We start from the raw sequence: 19,664 nt of genomic DNA, 5'->3' as shown, positions 1-19,664 counted from the left end.
ACGCTCCGGCCGCCCGGTACGGTCGCCTGCGCCACGGCCCCCCACGGAAGGTAGGTGACCGGCGATGGCATGCCGGATCAGTGAGCTCGTCCTGGACTGTCGCGACCCCGAGACGTTGGCACGGTTCTGGTGCGAGATCCTCGACTTCGTCGAGCTCGACCGCGAGGAGGGTGCGATCGAGATCGGGCCCCGGGAGGGGTTCGGCGGTCCGCAGCCGACGATCATCCTCAGCCCCACCGACGAGCCGAGGGCCGGCAAGCTGCCGTTGCACATCGACGTCAACCCGACGGATCGCGGCCAGGAGGCCGAGCTGGAGCGGCTGCTCGCCGCCGGCGCCCGCCGGGCCGACATCGGTCAGACCGGCGAGGAGCCCTGGCACGTCCTGCTCGACCCCGAGGGCAACGAGTTCTGCCTGCTCCGTAGGCAGCTCGACCCGCTCTGACCGGGGCTCAGGCCACGCCGTCGAAGAGCGACGTGACCGACCCGTCGTCGAAGACCTCGCGGATCGCGCGCGCCAGCAGCGGCGCGATCGGCAGCACGGTCAGCTGCGGGAACCGCTTGTCCGGCGCGATCGGCAGCGTGTCGGTGACCACGACCTCCCGGGCGCCGGACTCGGTGAGACGCCGCGCGGCCGGGTCGGAGAGCACCCCGTGCGTGGCGGCGACGATGACGTCGGAGGCCCCGGCGTCGAGCACCACCTTCACGGCCTCGGCGATGGTGCCACCGGTGTCGATGAGGTCGTCCACGAGGATCGCCGTGCGTCCCTCGACGTCGCCGACGACCCGGTTCGCGACGGCCTGGTTCGGCCGGGAGATGTCGCGGGTCTTGTGCACGAAGGCCAGCGGGACGCCGCCGAGCTTCGCCGCCCACTGCTCGGCCACGCGGATGCGTCCGGCGTCCGGGGAGACCACCGCGGCCCGTTCGGCGTCGATGCGGGTCCGCACGTAGTCGGTGAGGATCGGCATCGCCCACAGGTGGTCGACGGGGCCGTCGAAGAAGCCTTGCGTCTGCGCCGCGTGCAGGTCCACGCTGAGCAGCCGGTCCGCGCCGGCGGTCTTGAACATGTCGGCCACGAGCCGGGCGGAGATCGGCTCCCGCCCCTTGTGCTTCTTGTCCTGGCGGGCGTACGGGAAGAACGGCGCCACCACCGTGATCCGCTTGGCCGAACCACGCTTGAGGGCGTCCACCATGAGCAGCTGCTCCATGAGCCACTCGTTGATCGGTGTGGTGTGGGACTGCAGGACGAAGACGTCCGTGCCCCGGACCGACTCGGCGAACCGGACGTAGATCTCACCGTTGGCGAAGTCGTACGCGGTCGTCGGCAGCAGCTCGATGTCGAGCTCCCGCGCGACGTCGGCGGCGAGCTGGGGATGCGCGCGGCCGCTGACCAGCACGAGCCGCTTCTCGCCGTGGGTGATGATGCCCGTCATCGCTCGGTGTCCCCTTCGTCGGTGGTGCCGGGTGTCTGGGTGGTGCCGGGTGCCTGGTCGCCGCGGGACGTCCCGGCGGCGCGGGCGCGCTCTGCCCGGGCCTGGTCGGAGAGACCGTGCTCGCCGTCGGCGAGCGCCTCCTGCGCGGCCTGGGCGGACGGGGTGCCGGGACGACGGCGCAGCACCCAGTCGCGGATGACCCGCTGTCCCGAGGCGGGCACGGCCAGCGCCCCGGGCGGCACGTCCTCGCGCAGGATCGTCCCCGCGCCGGTGTAGGCGCCGTCACCCACGGTGACCGGCGCGACGAACATGTTGTCCGAGCCGGTCCGGGCGTGCCGGCCGACCCTGCTGCGGTGCTTGTGGACGCCGTCGTAGTTCACGAACACGGACGCGGCGCCGATGTTCGTGCCCTCCCCGATCTCGGCGTCGCCGACGTAGCTGAGGTGCGGCACCTTGGCGCCGGGGCCGATGTCGGCGTTCTTGGTCTCGACGAACGTCCCGATCTTCCCGTCGGCGCCCAGCCGCGTGCCGGGCCGCAGGTAGGCGAACGGCCCCACGGTCGCACCGTCGGCGAGGACCGCATCGGAGCCGTGCGTGCGCTCGACCCGCACGCCGGCACCGACGGTGACGTCCCGCAGGGTCGTGTCGGGCCCGACGACGGACCCCTCACCGACCGACGTCGTGCCGTGCAGCTGGGTGCCGGGCAGCAGCGTGACGTCGCGGGCGAGCTCGACGTCGAGGTCGACCCAGGTGGTCGCGGGGTCGACCACCGTGACGCCCTCCCGCATCCAGCTCTCGAGGGTGCGGCGGTTCAGCTCGGCGCCGAGCGTTGCGAGCTGGACGCGGTCGTTGACGCCCTCGACGAGCCAGGAGTCCTCGACGGCGACCGCCCGGACGGGCAGGCCGGCGTCGTGCGCGAGGGCGACGACGTCGGTCAGGTACACCTCGCCCTGGTCGTTCTGACGGCCGACGCCGTTGAGGGCGTCGCGTAGCACGGTGGCGTCGAAGACGTAGGTGGAGGTGTTGATCTCGCGGATCCGGCGCTGTGCGTCGGTCGCGTCCCGCTCCTCGACCACGCCGACGACGGCGCCCTCCTCACGCAGGATGCGGCCGTAGCCGTACGGCTCGTCGACGGTGGTGGTCAGCACGGTCACGGCATTCTCGTCGGCCTCGTGCGCACGCAGCAGCTCGGTGAGCGTGCCGGCGTCGAGCAGCGGGGTGTCCCCCGCCATGACGAGCACGGGTCCGGTGAGCACGTCGGCCAGGTGGCCTCCGGCGTCGTCGCCGTTCGCGACGGCCGCCGCCTGGGCCGCGGCGTCGAGCGCGGAGAGCGCGCACTGGACGGCGCGGCCGGTGCCGGGGACGTCGTCCTGGTCGACGATCATCACCTCGGGGTCGAGGTCCTGGGCGTGCGCGGCGACGGTGTCCCGCTCGTGACGCACCACGACGGCAAGCCGCTCGGGGTCGACGCCGCGCGCGGCGACCAGGGCGTGCCCGAGCAGGCTGCGACCTCCGATCCCGTGCAGCACCTTCGGGGTGCGCGATCGCATCCGGGTACCTTCGCCGGCCGCGAGGACGATGACGGTCGGTCGGCTCTGGCTCACGCCGGGGCTCCTCGGACGGGGGGCGCCCGGGGGGTGCCCCGGGCATCGTGCAACGGCAACTCTAGAGCGTGGTGGTACCTGGTGCGCCAGTGGCGCGTCCCGCCCGCTCCGCCCCCAGGATTCGAACCCGGACCGCAAGGCACCAAAGGCCTGCGTGCTGCCGTTACACCAGGGCGGACCGCCGCGGCGCGAGCACGCGCGCGGCCGCCCTCCAGTGTGCCAGCCCCGGCGGTTCGGGGTTGAGCCCGGCCGCTCGGGAGGCACCCGGCCGACCGGGTGGCGCCGGCCGCCGGGTCCTCGCGGTCGGGTGCGTGCGGTGGGCACGGCATGATGGGGACGATGAGCCCGAAGGACAGGACGACGGCACGCGTGCGCATGACCGGAAGCCAGCGGCGGGAGCAACTGGTGACGATCTCCCGCGCGCTCTTCGCGAGCAAGGGCTTCGAGGGCACGTCGGTGGAGGAGATCGCGGCACGCGCGAAGGTCTCCAAGCCGGTCGTCTACGAGCACTTCGGCGGCAAGGAGGGCATCTACGCGGTCGTGGTGGACCGGGAGGTGCAGAGGCTCCTGGGGATGCTCACCGAGCAGCTCAGCTCCGGCGGGCACCCGAAGCTCATCGTCGAGCGGGCCGCGCTGGCGCTGCTGGACTACATCGAGGAGAACACCGACGGGTTCCGCATCCTGGTGCGGGACTCCCCCGTCGCGCAGGCCACCGGCACGTTCTCGTCGCTGATCGGGGACGTCGCGACGCAGGTGGAGCACCTGCTCGCGGACCAGTTCCGGCTGCGCCGGCTGGACCCCGCCGCCGCGCCGATGTACGCCCAGATGCTCGTCGGGCTGATCGCGCTGACCGGTCAGTGGTGGCTCGAGGCACGCAAGCCGGACAAGACCGAGGTCGCCGCGCACATCGTGAACCTCACCTGGAACGGGCTCGCCGGGCTCGAGAAGTCCCCGCGGCTGACCGTGGAGAAGCGATAGTCCGGGCCTCTCACATCTGAAAGGGCTGGGCGGACAGGAGCAGGTGCCGCGTCCGGCAGAGGTATCTCGACGTCGAGTAATCTTCGGGGATGGACGTCGCGCAGCCGATCGGGAAGGTCAGCGCGCCACGTGACGAGGTCGACCGGATCGTCGAGGCGTGGCAGCGCGAACGGCCCGATCTCCACCCGCTCCCCCTGCACGTGTTCTCGCGCGTGTCGCGTCTGGCCCGGCACCTGGACCTGACGCGGCGGCGGGCCTTCGCCGAGCACGGCGTCGAGGCGTGGGAGTTCGACGTGCTCTCCGCCCTGCGGAGGGCCGGCAGCCCCTACGAGCTGACGCCCGGCCGGCTCATCGCCGAGACGCTCGTCTCCTCGGGGACGATGACGAACCGGATCGACCGCATGGTGGCGCACGGCCTCGTGGTGCGCGCCGCCGACGACGCCGACCGCCGCGTGGTGAAGGTCCGTCTTACCGAGGAGGGCGAGCGGCGCGTGGACGCCGCCATGTCCCAGCTGCTCGCCTCCGAACGGGATCTGCTCGCGTCCCTCCCGGACGACGCCACGGCGCAGGTGATCGACGCACTCCGCGCGATCCTGCTGCGTTTCGAGGCCTGAGCCCTCAGGCCTCCAGGACCCGGGAGAGCTCCCGGAGCGTCTCCAGCTCCCGGTCCGCCCAGCCCTCGCCGATCGAGTCGGACCCCTGCACGGCCGGCTTGTCCACCAGGTGGAAGCCGAGGTTCTGCAGGGACGCCGCCGCCCGCAGCCAGCCGAGCGACGTGAGATCGTCCTCGGGCAGCGGCCGCACCTCGCGGTAGCCGGTCAGGAAGGCCCCGAGGTGCTCCGTGCCCGCCACGCCCGTGAGGTCGGACACCCGCCACCGGACGCCCGCCAGGTCGAAGTCGTGCAACGACAGGCCCGCATCGGTCACCAGCACGTTGTCCAGCGTGACGTCCCCGTGGCAGACGCCGAGGTCCGACGGCCGGCGGCGCCGCAGCGCCGCCGTCGCGCGGGCACCGAGGTCCTCCACGAGCGCCCGGTCCGGCCCGTTCAGCACGTCGGCGACCCGCGCGACCGCGGCACCGACGAGTGTGTCGACGTCTTCCACAGGGCGGGACGCCGACGGGGCGAAGGTGTCCGCGGCCGCGTGGAACCGGGCCAGCAGGTCGCCGAGCTCCCGGTAGAGGTCCTCCCCGAACGGCGGTGCGGGCTTGGTGCCCTCGACCCACTCCAGGACGACGACGTGACGCGGGCCCTCGGGAGCCTCGAGCGTGAGCACAGGCTCGCCGCCTGTCGTGGGCCGGGCCGTCGGGACGGGCACGCCGTGACGCACAGCGTGCCGCGCGAGCTCGTCCTCCCAGCGCAGGCGCTCACGGTCCGTCCCGGTGCGGTACACCTTCGCGGCGTACCGCCCGTCCGGACCGTGGACGAGGTAGACGTCGTTGGCGAGGGAGCGCAGGAGCGTGCCGCGCTCGAGGTCGAGCCCGTACCTGTGGCGGACCTCCTGCACGATCGCCGCCGGGTCGGGCACGGACCTGATGGTGCCGATCATCCGACGGCCTCCGCCGCTTCCAGCCATCGCTCTTCCAGCTCGGCCTGGGTCGCCTCGGCCTCGCGTGTCTCGCGGGTCAGCCGCGCCAGGGCCTCGACGTCGCCCGTGGCGGACGCGTCAGCCAGCTGCTCGTGCAGCCCCGCCACCCGGGTCGCCACCTTGTCGAGCTGACGTTCCACCCGGGACATCTCCTTCTTCGCCGCCCGCTGGTCCGCCGCGCTCGGCACTGCCGATACCTCACGCTCCGCCGGCTCGGTGCGCGGTGCGGGACCCGTGTCCCGTGCGTGGGTCGGGTACCCGTCGGCCGTGCCGACGGAGCCGGACCTGCCCGGGACGTCACCGCGCCTCAGCTCGAGGTACTGCTCGACGCCGCCGGGCAGGTCACGCAGCCGACCGTCGCCGAGCAGCGCGACCTGGTGGTCGGTGACGCGCTCGAGGAGGTACCGGTCGTGCGAGACCACCACGAGGGTGCCGGGCCAGGAGTCGAGGAGATCCTCGACGGCTGCGAGCGTGTCGGTGTCGAGGTCGTTGGTGGGCTCGTCGAGGAGCAGCACGTTGGGCTCGTCCACGAGCAGGCGCAGCAGCTGCAGCCTGCGCCGCTCCCCGCCGGAGAGGTCACGCACGGGCGTCCAGGCACGCTCGCGGGTGAAGCCGAGCCGCTCCACGAGCTGAGCGGCGGTGAGGTCCTTGCCGCCGACCTCCACACGTGCGCGAACCTCCTCGACGGCCTCGACGACGCGCAGGTGCGCCACCTCGGTCAGCTCGTGGGCGTCCTGGGACAGGGCGCGGACCCGGACGGTCCTGCCGCGCCGGACCCGGCCCGAGGTGGGCTCCTGGTCCCCCGCCAGCAGCCGCAGCAGGGTGGTCTTGCCGGCACCGTTGACGCCGACCAGGCCGACCCGCTCCCCCGGCGCCAGACGCCAGGTGACGTCCTCGAGGACAGGACGGGTGCCGTCGCCGTACCGCACGGTGACGTCCTCGAGGTCGAGGACGTCCTTGCCCAGCCGCGCGCTGGCGGTCCGGGTCAGCGCGAGCCGGTCGCGCGGCGGCGGCTCGTCCGCGATCAGCGCCGCTGCGGCGTCGAGCCGGAACTTCGGCTTCGACGTGCGGGCCGGCGCCCCGCGGCGCAGCCACGCCAGCTCCTTGCGCAGCAGGTTGGCCCGCTTCTCCGCGGCGACGGCGGCGGCCCGCTCCCGCTCGGCCCGCGCCAGCACGTACGCCGCGTACCCGCCGTCGTAGGTCTCGACGTGACCCGCTCGCGTCCCCGCGGCACCGTCCACGCCGGCCACGACCTCCCACACCCGGGTGCACACGGCGTCGAGGAACCACCGGTCGTGGGTGACGACGACGAGGGCGCCGCGGCCGCGGCCGAAGCGGGCCCGCAGGTGGCGCGCGAGCCAGTCGACGCCCTCGACGTCCAGGTGGTTCGTCGGCTCGTCCAGGACGAGGACCTCGGCGTCGGTCGTCAGTGCGCGCGCCAGCGCCACCCGCCGCCGCTGGCCGCCGGAGAGCGTGGCGACGTCGGCGTCGAGCGGGACGTCAGCGAGCAGTCCGTCGTGGATGCCGCGCACGTGCGACTGGGAGGCCCACTCGTGATCCGCCGCACCGGGGTGGACGACGTCCTGGACCGTGCCCGCCGGGAGCGCGTCGGACTGGCCGACGGTGACCACCCGCGTGCCGCCGGCCCGCGTCACCCGGCCGTGGTCGGGTGCGAGCGAGCCGTCGAGCAGCGCGAGCAGGGTCGACTTGCCGGCGCCGTTACGGCCCAGCACACCGACGCACGCGCCGTCGTCGAGGCCCAGCGTGACGTCGCCGAGCACGGGCCGCGCGCCGCGCACGACGCCGACCGACTCCAGCCCGAGCAGATGTGCCACCGGCCGCCCTCAGTGCGTGGCCACGGGCGCCGCGGCGGGCTTGCGCAGCCCGGCGGCCAGTGCCGCGCAGACGACCAGCAGGCCGGCGCCGAGCAGGAAGGTCAGGCTCGCGCCGCCCGCGAGGGCGTCGGCAGGCCCGGCACCGGACTCGGTGAGCGAGGCGGAACGGAGCGTCATGACGGCGATGGCGCCGGCCGTCCCGCCGGCTGCGGCAAGCTGCTGGACCGTGTTGATCACGGCCGAGCCGTGCGAGTACATCGGTGGCTCCAGGGCGGCGAGCGCGGTGGTGAACAGCGGCGTGAACATCATGGCGAGGCCGACGCTCAGGATGACGTGGGCCACCAGCGCCAGGAACCACGGTGCGCCGGGTCCCACCAACGACAGCACCACGAAGGCCCCCACGGCGACCGCGATGCCGGGCAGCACCAGCGGTCGCGGGCCGACGCGGTCGAACAGGCGCCCGACGACCGGACCGAGGACGCCCATGACGAGTCCGCCCGGGAGCACCACGAGGCCGGAGGCGAGCGGGGTCATGCCGAGGGAGTCCTGCAGCAGCAGCGGCAGCAGGATGATGACGCCGAACAGCGAGAGCATGCACACCACCATGACGCCGACGGCGGTGCTGAACTGGCGTGAGGCGAAGACCCGCATGTCCATCAGGACCCGGTCTCCGCGCTCGAGCTGGCGCTGCCTGATCACGAAGACCGCCAGGAAGACCGCCCCCACGGCGAGCGGGATCACGGGCGGCACCGGCGGGGCGTGGCCCGCCGACTCGCCCAGGCTGGAGAGCCCGAAGACGAGCCCGCCGAAGCCGAGGGCCGCGAGGACCGGGGAGACGGGGTCCAGGTGGACGTCCTGGCGGACCGTCACGTCCCGCACCAGGATCGTGCCGACCACCAGGGCCACGAGCGCGATCGGCAGCACGGAGCTGAAGACGCCGCGCCAGCCGAACAGGCCCACCAGCGCGCCGGAGAACGTGGGACCCAGCGCCGGTGCGGCGGAGATGACGAGGCCGACGTTGCCCATGATCCGCCCGCGCCGCGTGGGCGGCACGATCGTCATGATCGTGGTCATGAGCAGCGGCATCATGATGGCGGTGCCGGTCGCCTGCACGACGCGGCCGGTCAGCAGGGCGCCGAAGCCCTGCGCGATCGCGGCGAGGGCCGTCCCGGCGCTGAACAGCGACATCGCGAGGATGAACGCGCGGCGGGTCCCGAGCCGCTGGAGCACGAAGCCGGTGGTCGGGATGACCACCGCCATGGTGAGCATGAACGCGGTGGTCAGCCACTGACCGGTGCTGGCGGTGATGCCGAGGTCGTCCATGATCGGCCGCAGCGCCACCGCCATGGTCGTCTCGTTGAGGATGACGACGAACGCGGAGGCGAGCAGCAGCGCGATGACCAGGACGTGCTCGCGCGGGAGCCGGTCGGCGGCCCAGTCGCCCGAGGCAGGTCCGTCGCCGACGGTCGCGGCGTCACCGGAGGGCCCGGACACAGGCTGGTCACGGGTGGTCGATCTCATCAGGCTCCTCTGCGACGGCGAGCGGGTTGCCGCGGCGACGCTGCGCACGACGTGGGAACGGTCGTCCATTCTCCAGCATTCCCGGCTCCGGCGGCGAGGTGATTTCGCTCGCCCCCGTGAGGAGTGCTCAGCGGCGGCCGACGTGCTCCAGGACCCGCGCACCGGGGACCGGCCCGGTGACCACGTGCACCTCCGAGGCGACCTCGGCGGACCGCATCACGCCCGCGACACTGGCGGCGTGCGGGGCGTCCAGCGTGAGCGCGGCCACGGTGGGGCCGGAGCCGGAGACGACGGCGGCGAGGGCGCCGGCTCGCTCGGTCGCGGCGAGCACGTCGCCGAGCTCGGGTCGCAGGGACACCGCCGCGACCTCGAGGTCGTTGTAGAGGGCCCGGGCCAGCACCAGCGGGTCCGCGCCGAGGAGGGCGGAGACGACCGCGCCGCTCGGCCGCCGGGTGGTGTCGAGCTCGTCCTCCTCGGGCTCGGGACGGCCCGGTTCCCAGCGGTGGAGCTCGTCGAGCTTGTCGAAGACCTCCGGCGTGGCCAGGCCCTCTTCCTGCATCGCGAGCACCCAGTGGTACTGGCCGCGGCTCATGACGGGGCTGATGAGGTCACCGCGGCCGGTGCCCATGGCGGACATGCCGGTCAGGGCGAACGGGACGTCCGCCCCGAGCTCCGCAGCGAGCTCGGCGAGCTCCTCCCGGCCCAGGCCGGTGCCCCAGAGCTGGTCGCAGGCGATGAGGGTCGCGGCGGCATCCGCCGAGCCGCCGGCCATCCCGGCGGCGACCGGCACCTGCTTGGTGAGCGTCAGATGCGCGCCGGCGGAGCCGCCCGCCGTCTCCCGGAGCAGCTCCGCGGCCCGGACCGCGAGGTTCCGACCGTCGGTCGGGAGGCTGTCCGCGCCCCGCCCGCGGATCTCCAGGGTGATGTCCTCGGCGTGCCGGGCCACCACGTCCTCGTAGAGGGACACGGCCTGGAAGACGGTCTCCAGCGGGTGGTAGCCGTCCTCACGGGGCCGCCAGGCGCGCAGAGTCAGGTTGACCTTGCCCGGCGCCCTGACGTGCACCTCCTCCGTTGCTCTCACGGGCCCAGGGTGCCAGAGGTCCGCCGGGACGCGTCGCCGATCGGGCCGCCGTCGGCGCGCAGCGCCTCGGCGAGACGGGCGTAGTCCGCGATGCCGAGCCGCTCACCGCGCAGCACGGGGTCGATGCCGGCGGCCCGGAGCGCCTGCTCGGCGCGGGCTGCCGAGCCGGCACGGTCCGCCAGCGCGGCGCGCAGCGTCTTGCGCCGCTGCGCGAAGGCGGCGTCCACGACGGCGAAGACCTCCTCGCGGGCCGCGACGGTCCGCGGGGGCTCGCGCCGGGTGAGCCGCACGAGCGCGGAGTCGACGTTCGGGACGGGCCAGAAGACACTGCGGCCCACGGTCCCGGCGCGCGCGGCATCGGCGTACCAGGCGACCTTGACGGACGGCACGCCGTAGACCCGGGACCCGGGTGGGGCGGCGATCCGGTCGGCGACCTCCGCCTGCACCATGACCAGGACCTCGCGCAGGCTCGGCAGGTTCTCCAGCAGCGTCAGGAGGACGGGCACGGCCACGTTGTACGGCAGGTTCGCCACGAGCTTGGTGGGCTCCGCGGCGCCGGGTCCCGACCCGGCGGGGACGGGCAGCAGGGCCGCGTCCGTGACGGTCATGGCGTCGGCCCGCAGCACGGCGAGGCGTCCGGCCGCCTCCGGCATCCGCTCCGCGACGGTGCGCGGCAGCGCGCCGGCCAGCACGGGATCGATCTCGACGGCGCTGACCCGGGCACCGGTCTCGAGGAGGGCGAGCGTCAGGGAGCCCAGGCCCGGGCCCACCTCGAGGACGAGGTCGTCGGCCACCACGCCCGCGGTGCGGACGATGCGCCGGACGGTCCCGCCGTCGTGCACGAAGTTCTGACCGAGGGTCTTGGTGGGGCGGACGCCGAGCCCCTCGGCCAGCCGCCGCAGGTCGGCGGCGCCGAGCAGCCCAGGTCCGGAGGTCGTCACGAGGGGAGCGTAACGACGTCACGGCCCGGCGAGCGGGTCCGCTCGCCGGGCCGTGCGCCGGTGGTCCGGGTCAGTACAGGCCCAGCTCGGCGGCGCAGGCTGGCCACTGGCCCCACCCGGCGCGCTGCTGGAGGATCTGCGCCCGCATCGTCTGCTCGCTGGCCGAGGCCTCGCTCGGCAGGCCGGTGCCGCCGACCGACTGCCACGTGGGCAGCGAGAACTGGTAGAGGCCGTAGTAGCCGTTACCGGTGTTCGTGGTCGGGTCGCCGCCGGACTCGCACTGGGCGAGCGCGGCCCACACGCCGCTCGACGGGGCGGAGCCGCCGCCGCTGCTCTCGGACGACGAGGACGAGGAGGACGAGGAGGACCCCGAACCGGACGACGACGGCGCCGGGGCCGGCTCCGGCTCGGGCGCGGGCCGCTCGGCGGTGCCGTAGGCGACGATCCGGTTCACCGGGTCGGTGGTGACCTCGTTGCTGACCCGCCGCGAGGTGACGAGCTCGTCGCCCACCCGGACGGTGGCGTAGGTGAGGGTGCGCTCGCCGGGCCGCCCCTCCTGGACGACGCGAGTCTCGCCCTCGTACATCGAGTCGTCCGCCTGCTCGACGGTCTCGAAGTCGACGCGGCGGGTCTCGGTGCGCTCGCCGTGCACGACGCGCGTGACGGTCACGGTGGCGGTGCCGTCGTTCGCCGAGCCGACCTCCACGTGGTCCTGGCGGCCCAGCTCGACGTCGGCGGCGTCCAGCGCGTCCTGGACGTCCGCCTCACCCTCGAGGTGGACCCGGTTCCGCTCGCCGTCGGCGATGACGATGACCTCGTCGTCGACGACCAGCGGCAGGTCGAGTGCGGTCCGGTCGAGGGACCGGGACGCGCTCATCGTGATGTCGCGGCCCGACTCGAAGAGGCTCGAGACGATGTCCGCCTGGGTGAGGGCGGTGGTCCAGACGTCGCGCCGCTCCCCGTCGATCTCGACGGCGACCTGGCGCGCGTTGCGGACGACGACCTCGCCGCCGTCCGTCAGGGCCGCGCCGGGCTCGGGCGCGAGGAGGTCGCGCGAGTCGACCTCGATGCCCTGCTCGGCGAGAAGGCCCTCGACGGAGCCGGACCAGGTGGTCACGGTCTGCGTCTCGCCGTCGATCTCGAGATCGACGGTCTTGTGGGCGTGTGCCGCCACGGCACCGCCGGCCACGAGCACCGGGACCAGGCCGAGGGCCACCCACAGCGCACGGCGACGGCGCGGGCGGGACTCGGTCTGTTCGGTGTTCTCGGGGGTGGCGGGGGTGCTGGCGGAAGGCTCGAGGGCGTTGTTCTCGCTCACGAGTGTCCTTTGCTCGGGCTCACCCGGGCACGGAGCGACGGCGGGCGAAGAGGAGGGATCCTCGCTCGTGCTCTGCACGGCCCGACGACCGGTCCGATCCGGCTGTCATGGTCGACGCGTCCGCATCGCGGACGTGTCGACTGTAATCGAACCGTTACAGTCCGTCTACGTGGCGTTCGCCACGGAGACGCCCGTCGTGCCGGCGGCTCAGTACCAGCCGACGCTCTCGCTGTGACCCCACGCGCCGCACGGGGTGCCGTAGCGGCCGGCGATGTAGTCCAGGCCCCAGGCGATCTGGGTGGCCGGGTTGGTCTGCCAGTCGGAACCGGCGGAGGCCATCTTGGTGCCGGGCAGCGCCTGCGGGATGCCGTAGGCGCCGGAGGACGGGTTCTGCGCGTACGGGTCCCAGTTGGACTCGCGCTGCCACAGGGCGTCGAGGCAGGAGAACTCGCTCGCCCCCCAGCCGCGGTCGGCGACCATCGACTGCGCGATGGCGCGCGGGTCGCCCGAGTAGCTGCCGGACGGTGCGGAACCGTCCGAGGAGGTGGAGTACGGGCTCTCGACGGCCTCCATCGTCCCGACGCGCACGACCTTGTCGCGGCGCTCGGAGACGACGACGGTCGCGACGTGCTCGCGGCTGACCTCCTCGCCGCCGGCGCGGACCACGCGGAAGGTGGAGGTCGTCACGCCGTCGCGGCCCTCGACCTCGACCTCGCGCTCACCCTCGGGGAGGTTGGGGTCCTCCTCCTCGATGGTCTCGAACTCCTCGACCTCTTCCTCGGTGACGTGCTCGGTGGTCGCCCGGTCGATGCGGACGATCTGCCCCTCGGGAACCGGCTCGCTCAGGTCGGCGGAGACCACGTCGTCGGCGCCGACGACGATGTCCGCCTCGGTGAGAGCCTCGGAGAGCGTGGGTGCGTTCGTCGTGACCTGGCGGGTCTGGCCGTCAACGGCGACGCGGAAGCTCACGGCGCCGTCGGCCTCGAGGGCGACGCGGCTGGCGACCTGGGAGCGGGAGACGCCCTGCCCGGCGTCGCGCAGGCTCAGGGTGCCCGCCTCGACGGCGGCGAGGTCCGCGGGCGCGGTGACCCGCGGCTGCGCGCCGACCTGGCTGACGGTGAAGGCACCGGTGCCGACGACGACGGCGCCGAGGACGCCGATCCGGAGGGCCTTGACGACGCCGCCGGGGATGCCCAGGGCGCCGGCGGCGAGCCGGCGACGTTCAGCGAGTCGCCGGGAGCGGCGCGTCTCGGAGGCTGGGGTGTCGTTCACAGTGTTCTCGGTGTCCGGCGCGTCGGTCGAGCGCCGCAGGAATCGGGGTGCCACGGATCTGATGGTCCTGTCTGGAGGGAAGACGGATCGGTGCGACCGTAACCGATCCGTTACCCGGTGAAAAGTCACCGAGCCCCTTCTGTGGGTGGCATCACCGGTCGCGGCCGGTGCGGACGGGCATCGGGCCGTGCGTCACCAGGGGCCGTAGACGGCGTCGGTGTTGGCGGTGAGGCGGGCGCAGGTCGCGGCGAGGTCGAGGCCGTTCCCGGCCCACTCCGCGGCGATCGCGCGGACCGTCAGCGGCATGACGTAGGAGGCGTTCGGGCGGCCCCGGAACGGTGCCGGCGTCAGGTAGGGCGCGTCGGTCTCGACCAGCACGAGCTCGGGCGGCAGGGCGCGCAGCGACTCCCGGCCGGCGTCGTTCCTGGCGAAGGTCACCGGACCGGCGAAGGACGCGTACCACCCGTGCTCGGCGCAGGTGGCCGCGAGCGCGACGTCGCCGGAGAAGCAGTGGAACACGGTGCGTTCCGGGGCGCCGTCGGCCAGGAGGATCTCCACGACCTCGGCGTGGGCGTCCCGGTCGTGGATCTGCAGGGGCTTGCCCAGCTCCTTGGCGAGGGCGATGTGCTCCCGGAACGCACGGACCTGGTGGGCGCGGCCCTGCTCGCCGGTGCGGAAGAAGTCCAGTCCCGTCTCCCCGACGGCGACGACGCGGTCGTGGCGGGCGAGGTCGGCGACCCGGGCGACGGCGTCCTCGAGCGGGAGGTCGTGGTGCGGCCGGACGGCCGGGTCGAGACCGTCGGGGGCGATCTCGCGGACCCCGGCGTGCAGCGGCGCCTCGTTGGGGTGGATGGCGAGCGCCGCGGCGATCTGGGCGTGCTCCTCGGCGAGGGCCACCGAGCCGGCGAGGGAGGGCACGTCGCAGCCGACGGTGAGGATCCGGGCGACGCCCACCTCGCCGGCGCGGGTGACCTGCTCCGCCGTCGTCAGCGGGGACTCGCCGGGCGGCAGGGCGACGTCGTCCTCGTCGACGGGGTTGCCGGCGTCGTCGAGGACCGGCAGGTGGGCGTGGTTGTCCACGACGGGCCCCGGCAGCGGGTCCGGTGGCGCGGGCCAACCGCGTCGCTTGCTCCTGCTCACGGCCTCAGGCCTTCGCCCCGAGGCGGGCGAGCTCCTCGTCGACGACCGACTCGTCGAGCTTGGTGAACACCGGCGAGGGCTTGGCCACCGGGGTGCCGGGCACGATCGCGCGGCGGCCCCAGGCGGGGAACGCCCCGTCGCCGTAGTCGCCGGTGATGATCGGGTAGGGCGCGCCGCCGTCGAGGTCCTCGACCTCCTCCAGGCGCGGCATGGGGGCGACGTCCCCCGGCCCGCCGAGCACCCGGTCGACGGCGTTCGCGGAGAACGGCAGGAACGGGGCGAGGACGAGGTTGAGGTCGGCGACGCACTGGGCCGCCACGTGCAGGACGGTGCCGAGCCGCTCGGGGTCGTCCTTGATCTTCCACGGCGCGGTGTCCGCGAGGTACCGGTTCACCTCGCCGACGGCACGCATGGCCTCGGTGATGGCCTGCCGCTGCCGGTGCCGCTCGATGAGGGAGCCGACCGCCGGGAAGGTGCGCTCGACGAGGTCGAGCACGGCGCGGTCCTGGTCGGTCAGCTCCCCGGCGGGCGGGATCTCGCCGAAGTTCTTGGCGATCATGCTCGCGGTCCGGTTGACGAGGTTGCCCCACCCGGCGACGAGCTCGTCGTTGGTGCGGCGGACGAACTCGGCGAAGGTGAAGTCGCTGTCCTGGGTCTCGGGCCCGGCGACGGCGACGAAGTAGCGGAACGCGTCCGGCTGGTAGCGGGAGAGCAGGTCGCGGACGTAGATGACGACGCCGCGGGAGGAGGAGAACTTCTTGCCCTCCTGGGTGAGGAACTCGCTGGAGACGACCTCCGTGGGCAGGTTGAGCTCGCCGTACTGCCGGGGCCGGCCGCCCTTGGCGCCCTTGCCCGCGTAGCCGAGCAGCTCGGCGGGCCAGATCTGGGAGTGGAACGTGATGTTGTCCTTGCCCATGAAGTAGTAGGACAGCGCCCGTTCGCCGCCGGTGTCGTTCCACCAGAGCCGCCAGCGGTCCGGGTCGCCGAGGCGGCGGGCCCATTCGATCGACGCCGAGAGGTACCCGATGACGGCGTCGAACCAGACGTAGAGCTTCTTGGTCGGGTTCTCCCGCCAGCCGTCGAGCGGGACGGCGATGCCCCAGTCGATGTCGCGGGTCATCGCCCGCGGCCGGATCTCCTTGAGGATGTTCTGGCTGAACCGGATGACGTTGGGCCGCCACAGGCCGGTGCGCTCCCGTTCGTCCAGCCACTCCCCGAGCGCCTCGGCGAGGGCCGGCAGGTCGAGCAGGAAGTGCTGGGTCTCGACGAACCGGGGGGTCTCGCCGTTGATCTTGGAGCGGGGTTCGATGAGGTCGGCCGGGTCCAGCTGGTTGCCGCAGTTGTCGCACTGGTCGCCGCGGGCGCCGTCGTAGCCGCAGATCGGGCAGGTGCCCTCGATGTACCGGTCCGGGAGGGTCCGGCCGGTGGACGGGGAGACCGCGCCGTAGGTGGTCTCCTCGACGAAGTAGCCGTTCTCGTAGACCCCGAGGAAGAGCTCCTGGACCACCGCGTGGTGGTTGCGCGTGGTGGTGCGCGTGTAGAGGTCGTACGTCAGGCCGAGGGAGACCAGGTCCTCGGCGATGAGGCGGTGGTTCTTGTCCGCGAGCTCCTGCGGGCTCACGCCGGCCTCGTCCGCGGCGATGAGGATAGGGGTGCCGTGCTCGTCGGTGCCGGAGACCATGAGGACGTCGTGACCGGCCATGCGCATGTACCGGGAGAAGACGTCGGCGGGCACGCCGAATCCGGCGACGTGCCCGATGTGGCGAGGGCCGTTGGCATACGGCCAGGCCAGGGCGGAGAGGATGCGGGTCATGGTGGCCAAGCCTAGTTCGGGCCGGAGGCGTCGCTGTCAGCGGGCGCGGTTAGGCTCGGGACCATGACGACGCCACTGATCGGGGCACACATCCACGGCGGCGACCCGATCGCCGAGGCGCAGGCACGCGGCGCGGACCTGGCACAGATCTTCCTCGGCGACCCGCAGGGCTGGAAGGGGCCCGTGGTGGACCACCCGGACGGTGCCGCCGGGCTGCGGACCGCCGCGGAGGCCGCGGGCGTCACGCTGTACGTGCACTCGCCGTACGTCATCAACGTCGCGACGACGAACAACCGGATCCGCATCCCGTCCCGGAAGCTGCTGCAGCAGCACGTGAGCGCCGCGGCCGAGATCGGCGCCGCGGGGATCGTGGTCCACGGCGGCCACGTGCTGAAGGACGACGATCCGGAGAAGGGCTTCGACAACTGGCGCAAGTGCATCGACGGCCTCGACATGCCGGTCCCGGTGCTCATCGAGAACACCGCGGGCGGGACCAGCGCGATGGCCCGGGGACTGGAGCGGATCGAGCGGCTGTGGGCCTCCGTGCTCGAGGCGGACGGCGGGGAGACGGTCGGCTTCTGCCTGGACACCTGCCACGCCTTCGCCGGCGGTGAGCCGCTGCCCGGCCTGGTGGAGCGGGTGCGGGCGATCACGGGACGGATCGACCTGGTGCACGCCAACGACAGCCGCGACGCGTTCAACTCCGGGGCGGACCGGCACACGAACCTCGGTGCGGGCAGCCTCGACCCGGAGGAGCTGGCGGGCCTCGTGCGCGAGGCGCGGGCGCCGATCATCGTGGAGACGCCGGGGGGCGCCGAGGGGCAGGGCGCCGACATCGCGTGGCTGCGGCAGCAGGTCGGCTGAGCGAGAATGGCGGTGTGACCGAGCACCGGGCGCTCGTCCTCGTGGACGTGCAACCCACCTTCTGCGAGGGCGGCGCGCTGCCCTCGCCGGGCGCGAACGCCGTCTCCGAGCGGGTCGCGCGCTACACCCGCGAGCGCGGCGCGCGCTACGCGGCGGTGGTGACGACCCAGGACTGGCACATCGACCCGGGCGACCACTTCTCCGAGGACCCGGACTTCGTCGACACCTGGCCGCCGCACGGCGTGGCCGGGACGCCCGAGGCCGAGCTGCACCCGGCGTTGGAGGGCCTGAGCGTCCACGCGTCGGTGAAGAAGGGGCAGTACGCGGCCGCGTACTCCGGCTTCGAGGGCACCGACGAGGAGGGGCGCAGCCTCGAGAAGATCCTCCGGGACGCCGGCGTCGAGGCTGTCGATGTGGTGGGTCTGGTGGAGTCGCACTGCGTCAAGGAGACGGCGCTGGACGCGAAGCAGCTCGGCTTCGCCACCCGCGTGCTGACCGACCTCACCGTGCCGGTGAGCCCGGAGCTGGGCGCCCTGGCCCGCGAGCAGATGACGGCCGCGGGCGTGGAGCTGGCCGAGTCCGACCTGGGCTGACGCCGGTCACCCGCCCGCCAGCTCGCGGCGCATGACCCATCGTTGCCGATGGCCGCTGCGGCCCGTGGTGGCGGCCGCGCGGTGGAAGCCGTGCGCCTCGAACAGGTGGGTGGTGCCCACGTAGCCGCTGGTGACGTCGACCCGCGCGCCGTCGTCGACCTCGACCGGGTAACCCTCGACCACCTCCGCGCCGTGGGCGGCGGCGTGCGCGACGGCGCCGTCGAGCAGCGTGTGCATGAGGCCGCGCCGCCGGTAGCCGGGTCGGACCACGAAGCAGACGGCCACCCACGGGTCCCGGTCGTCGAGGAGCGGGATGGTGCGGGAGTGCATCAGCCGCCGGTAGGTGCTGCGGGGCGCGACGGAGCACCAGGCGGCCACCACCCCGTCGACGTAGGCGAGCACGCCCGGGCCGGGCTCGGACGCGCACAGGTCCTGCATGTACCGCGGCCGCCCCTCGGCGGGCACCCGCGAGTCCCGGTAGGACATGCACCAGCAGCCCTTGCCGCCGGGCTTCTTGACGCCGACCACCTCGTAGAAGTCGTCGTACCGGCCGACGGCGGAGTGGACCTCGGTCCCGGCACCGGCCCGTGCGCTCGTCACGCTCGGACAGTAGCGCGCCGGGCTGCCCGGCGGAACGACTTCAGAAACGCCAACGCGTGGGGCTGAGTCCTGCGTCGGAGGTGGGGAAGCCGTAGGCGGCGTCGGGCTCGACCCGGTAGACGTCGTAGGGCGGCAACCCGGCGGTGGGGGCGCCGAGCACGTCGTGCAGGGTCCCGTCTCGGACCACGGGCGCCCACCCCTTGGTGGCGTACGCGTCGCGCACGCGGTGCAGCTCGGCCTCGTCCTCGACGCGGTGCGCGCGTCCCTCGAGGACGACGTCGAGGTCTCGGGTGGGCACCGCGATGCTGCAGCGCGGGTCGCGACGCAGGTGGCCGGCCTTCGCGGTGCGGCCGCAGCAGAAGTACAGCCACCCGTCGACCCACTCGGCCCAGACGGGACGCTGGTGCGGCCGTCCGTCCGACCGCTCGGTGACGAGCCAGGACGTGCTCCGCGATCCTGCCAGGGCGGCATCGACCTCCTCCCACGGGGTCGGTGTCTCGTAGGCGACCTCGCCGGTGGTCTCCAGGAGCTCGGCTGTCGGCATCGTCCTCAGTCCTTTCCGCTCTCGGTTCGACTCTCGGTGCGACCCGAGAGCTGCTCGCGGGTTGGACCGGACGCCGCTCCGGGCCCCGGGAGCACCTCGACGTCGGTGGCGTGCATGGGCCGGCCGCACGCGGCGCAGCGCAGGTCGACGTGGCTGACCTGGCCGCACGCGTCGTGGCGGTAGAGCACCGGTGGCCCGGTCTCGCCCGCGGTCCAGCGGTCGCCCCACCGCACCATGACGAGGAGCAGGTCGCACAGCTCCGACCCCTTCTCGGTCAGGGTGTACTCGTACCGAGCAGGCCTGCTCGAGTACGCCTCGCGGGCCAGGACGCCGTGGTCGACCAGCCACCTCAGCCGCTCGCTCAGCACCTTGCTGGAGACGCCGAGCTCCTGCTGGAGCTGGTCGAACCTCGTGATCCCGACGTAGACGTCGCGCAGGATCAGCGGCGACCAGGGCTCGCCGATGACGTCCCACGTCCGGGCGATCGAGCAGGTGATGTCCCCGAACCGAGTGCGCTGCATGGCCGGCACGCTAGCACGGTCC

At 73.5% G+C, this 19,664-nt stretch carries 19 protein-coding genes and 1 tRNA gene; 5 read left to right on the top strand and 15 right to left on the bottom strand.

The genetic code is table 11. The features are described from left to right. Positions 1–64 precede the first annotated feature (64 nt). The gene (locus ACFQQL_RS07090; protein WP_382392673.1) at positions 65–442 is read left to right on the top strand and encodes a VOC family protein; all 378 of its coding nucleotides are present in this window, start codon (positions 65–67) and stop codon (positions 440–442) included. A 7-nt stretch (positions 443–449) separates the two neighbouring features. Here the strand turns inward: ACFQQL_RS07090 and ACFQQL_RS07085 are convergent, their stop codons facing one another. The 3 genes from ACFQQL_RS07085 to ACFQQL_RS07075 all read right to left on the bottom strand — a co-directional run bounded on the left by ACFQQL_RS07085 (position 450) and on the right by ACFQQL_RS07075 (position 3,212). Next, positions 450–1,430, bottom strand: a complete 981-nt coding sequence (locus ACFQQL_RS07085; protein ID WP_382392671.1) for a ribose-phosphate diphosphokinase — start codon at positions 1,428–1,430, stop codon at positions 450–452. Next, complete coding sequence (gene glmU / locus ACFQQL_RS07080) at positions 1,427–2,980, bottom strand: bifunctional UDP-N-acetylglucosamine diphosphorylase/glucosamine-1-phosphate N-acetyltransferase GlmU (RefSeq protein WP_465254030.1); 1,554 nt, start codon at positions 2,978–2,980, stop codon at positions 1,427–1,429. The genes ACFQQL_RS07085 and glmU overlap by 4 nt, the downstream gene beginning before the upstream one ends. A 160-nt stretch (positions 2,981–3,140) precedes the next feature. Beyond that, positions 3,141–3,212: transfer RNA gene (locus tag ACFQQL_RS07075), tRNA-Gln, on the bottom strand. A 152-nt stretch (positions 3,213–3,364) separates the two neighbouring features. Here ACFQQL_RS07075 and ACFQQL_RS07070 point away from each other — a divergent pair. Together ACFQQL_RS07070 and ACFQQL_RS07065 are read left to right on the top strand one after the other, a co-directional pair. Further along, a complete protein-coding gene (locus ACFQQL_RS07070; RefSeq protein WP_465254029.1) occupies positions 3,365–4,012 on the top strand; it encodes a TetR/AcrR family transcriptional regulator in 648 nt (215 codons plus the stop codon). Positions 4,013–4,101: 89 nt separating this feature from the next. After that, entirely contained in the window at positions 4,102–4,626 is a 525-nt protein-coding gene (locus tag ACFQQL_RS07065) for a MarR family winged helix-turn-helix transcriptional regulator (protein WP_382392667.1), read from the top strand. Positions 4,627–4,630: 4 nt separating this feature from the next. Here the strand turns inward: ACFQQL_RS07065 and ACFQQL_RS07060 are convergent, their stop codons facing one another. The 9 genes from ACFQQL_RS07060 to metG all read right to left on the bottom strand — a co-directional run bounded on the left by ACFQQL_RS07060 (position 4,631) and on the right by metG (position 16,520). Then, entirely contained in the window at positions 4,631–5,560 is a 930-nt protein-coding gene (locus ACFQQL_RS07060; protein ID WP_382392665.1) for a phosphotransferase enzyme family protein, read from the bottom strand. Next, positions 5,557–7,434 carry an ABC-F family ATP-binding cassette domain-containing protein gene (locus ACFQQL_RS07055; RefSeq protein ID WP_382392663.1) on the bottom strand — a complete coding sequence of 626 codons (1,878 nt, stop codon included), beginning with the start codon at positions 7,432–7,434 and terminating at the stop codon, positions 5,557–5,559. The genes ACFQQL_RS07060 and ACFQQL_RS07055 overlap by 4 nt, the downstream gene beginning before the upstream one ends. A 9-nt stretch (positions 7,435–7,443) precedes the next feature. After that, positions 7,444–8,955, bottom strand: a complete 1,512-nt coding sequence (locus ACFQQL_RS07050) for a DHA2 family efflux MFS transporter permease subunit (protein ID WP_382392661.1) — start codon at positions 8,953–8,955, stop codon at positions 7,444–7,446. Positions 8,956–9,082: 127 nt separating this feature from the next. Continuing rightward, entirely contained in the window at positions 9,083–10,036 is a 954-nt protein-coding gene (locus tag ACFQQL_RS07045) for a 4-(cytidine 5'-diphospho)-2-C-methyl-D-erythritol kinase (protein WP_382392659.1), read from the bottom strand. Then, positions 10,033–10,977, bottom strand: coding sequence for a 16S rRNA (adenine(1518)-N(6)/adenine(1519)-N(6))-dimethyltransferase RsmA (rsmA, locus tag ACFQQL_RS07040; protein ID WP_382392657.1), 945 nt, complete (start codon positions 10,975–10,977; stop codon positions 10,033–10,035). The genes ACFQQL_RS07045 and rsmA overlap by 4 nt, the downstream gene beginning before the upstream one ends. Before the next feature lie 70 nt (positions 10,978–11,047). Continuing rightward, on the bottom strand, positions 11,048–12,295 hold the full coding sequence (locus ACFQQL_RS07035) for a transglycosylase family protein (protein ID WP_382392655.1): 1,248 nt from the start codon (positions 12,293–12,295) through the stop codon (positions 11,048–11,050). A 207-nt stretch (positions 12,296–12,502) separates the two neighbouring features. After that, on the bottom strand, positions 12,503–13,621 hold the full coding sequence (locus ACFQQL_RS07030; protein WP_382392653.1) for an aggregation-promoting factor C-terminal-like domain-containing protein: 1,119 nt from the start codon (positions 13,619–13,621) through the stop codon (positions 12,503–12,505). 138 nt (positions 13,622–13,759) lie between these two features. Then, a complete protein-coding gene (locus ACFQQL_RS07025) occupies positions 13,760–14,707 on the bottom strand; it encodes a TatD family hydrolase (RefSeq protein ID WP_382392651.1) in 948 nt (315 codons plus the stop codon). A gap of 4 nt (positions 14,708–14,711) precedes the next feature. Beyond that, entirely contained in the window at positions 14,712–16,520 is a 1,809-nt protein-coding gene (gene metG, locus ACFQQL_RS07020) for a methionine--tRNA ligase (RefSeq protein ID WP_382392649.1), read from the bottom strand. A 63-nt stretch (positions 16,521–16,583) separates the two neighbouring features. Here metG and ACFQQL_RS07015 point away from each other — a divergent pair, with 63 nt between their 5' ends. Both ACFQQL_RS07015 and ACFQQL_RS07010 read left to right on the top strand, forming a co-directional pair. Next, a complete protein-coding gene (locus ACFQQL_RS07015) occupies positions 16,584–17,384 on the top strand; it encodes a deoxyribonuclease IV (protein ID WP_382392647.1) in 801 nt (266 codons plus the stop codon). A 14-nt stretch (positions 17,385–17,398) separates the two neighbouring features. Continuing rightward, positions 17,399–17,977 (top strand): isochorismatase family protein, encoded by a 579-nt coding sequence (locus tag ACFQQL_RS07010; protein ID WP_382392645.1) that lies wholly within the window; start codon positions 17,399–17,401, stop codon positions 17,975–17,977. A 6-nt stretch (positions 17,978–17,983) separates the two neighbouring features. Here ACFQQL_RS07010 and ACFQQL_RS07005 read toward each other — a convergent pair whose 3' ends face one another. The 3 genes from ACFQQL_RS07005 to ACFQQL_RS06995 are packed head-to-tail and all read right to left on the bottom strand — an operon-like array spanning position 17,984 to position 19,642. Continuing rightward, entirely contained in the window at positions 17,984–18,577 is a 594-nt protein-coding gene (locus ACFQQL_RS07005; protein ID WP_382392643.1) for a GNAT family N-acetyltransferase, read from the bottom strand. Between the two features lie 40 nt (positions 18,578–18,617). Next, positions 18,618–19,121, bottom strand: coding sequence for a pyridoxamine 5'-phosphate oxidase family protein (locus ACFQQL_RS07000; protein ID WP_382392641.1), 504 nt, complete (start codon positions 19,119–19,121; stop codon positions 18,618–18,620). A 5-nt stretch (positions 19,122–19,126) separates the two neighbouring features. Continuing rightward, positions 19,127–19,642, bottom strand: a complete 516-nt coding sequence (locus tag ACFQQL_RS06995) for a winged helix-turn-helix transcriptional regulator (RefSeq protein ID WP_382392639.1) — start codon at positions 19,640–19,642, stop codon at positions 19,127–19,129. Positions 19,643–19,664: the final 22 nt, after the last annotated feature.

It is taken from the genome of Georgenia alba, assembly GCF_042665525.1.
Lineage (GTDB): Bacteria > Actinomycetota > Actinomycetes > Actinomycetales > Actinomycetaceae > Allobogoriella > Allobogoriella alba.
This window is presented reverse-complemented; position numbering and strand designations above follow the sequence as displayed.

Coding starts and splice junctions, on each gene's coding strand:
- ACFQQL_RS07000 (WP_382392641.1), bottom strand. CDS start 19,121: ATGCCGACAGCCGAGCTCCTGGAGACCACCGGCGAGGTCGCCTACGAG.
- glmU (WP_465254030.1), bottom strand. CDS start 2,980: ATGCGATCGCGCACCCCGAAGGTGCTGCACGGGATCGGAGGTCGCAGC.
- ACFQQL_RS07070 (WP_465254029.1), top strand. CDS start 3,365: ATGGGGACGATGAGCCCGAAGGACAGGACGACGGCACGCGTGCGCATG.
- ACFQQL_RS07050 (WP_382392661.1), bottom strand. CDS start 8,955: ATGAGATCGACCACCCGTGACCAGCCTGTGTCCGGGCCCTCCGGTGAC.
- ACFQQL_RS07060 (WP_382392665.1), bottom strand. CDS start 5,560: ATGATCGGCACCATCAGGTCCGTGCCCGACCCGGCGGCGATCGTGCAG.
- ACFQQL_RS07015 (WP_382392647.1), top strand. CDS start 16,584: ATGACGACGCCACTGATCGGGGCACACATCCACGGCGGCGACCCGATC.
- ACFQQL_RS06995 (WP_382392639.1), bottom strand. CDS start 19,642: ATGCAGCGCACTCGGTTCGGGGACATCACCTGCTCGATCGCCCGGACG.
- metG (WP_382392649.1), bottom strand. CDS start 16,520: ATGACCCGCATCCTCTCCGCCCTGGCCTGGCCGTATGCCAACGGCCCT.
- ACFQQL_RS07065 (WP_382392667.1), top strand. CDS start 4,102: ATGGACGTCGCGCAGCCGATCGGGAAGGTCAGCGCGCCACGTGACGAG.
- ACFQQL_RS07090 (WP_382392673.1), top strand. CDS start 65: ATGGCATGCCGGATCAGTGAGCTCGTCCTGGACTGTCGCGACCCCGAG.
- ACFQQL_RS07085 (WP_382392671.1), bottom strand. CDS start 1,430: ATGACGGGCATCATCACCCACGGCGAGAAGCGGCTCGTGCTGGTCAGC.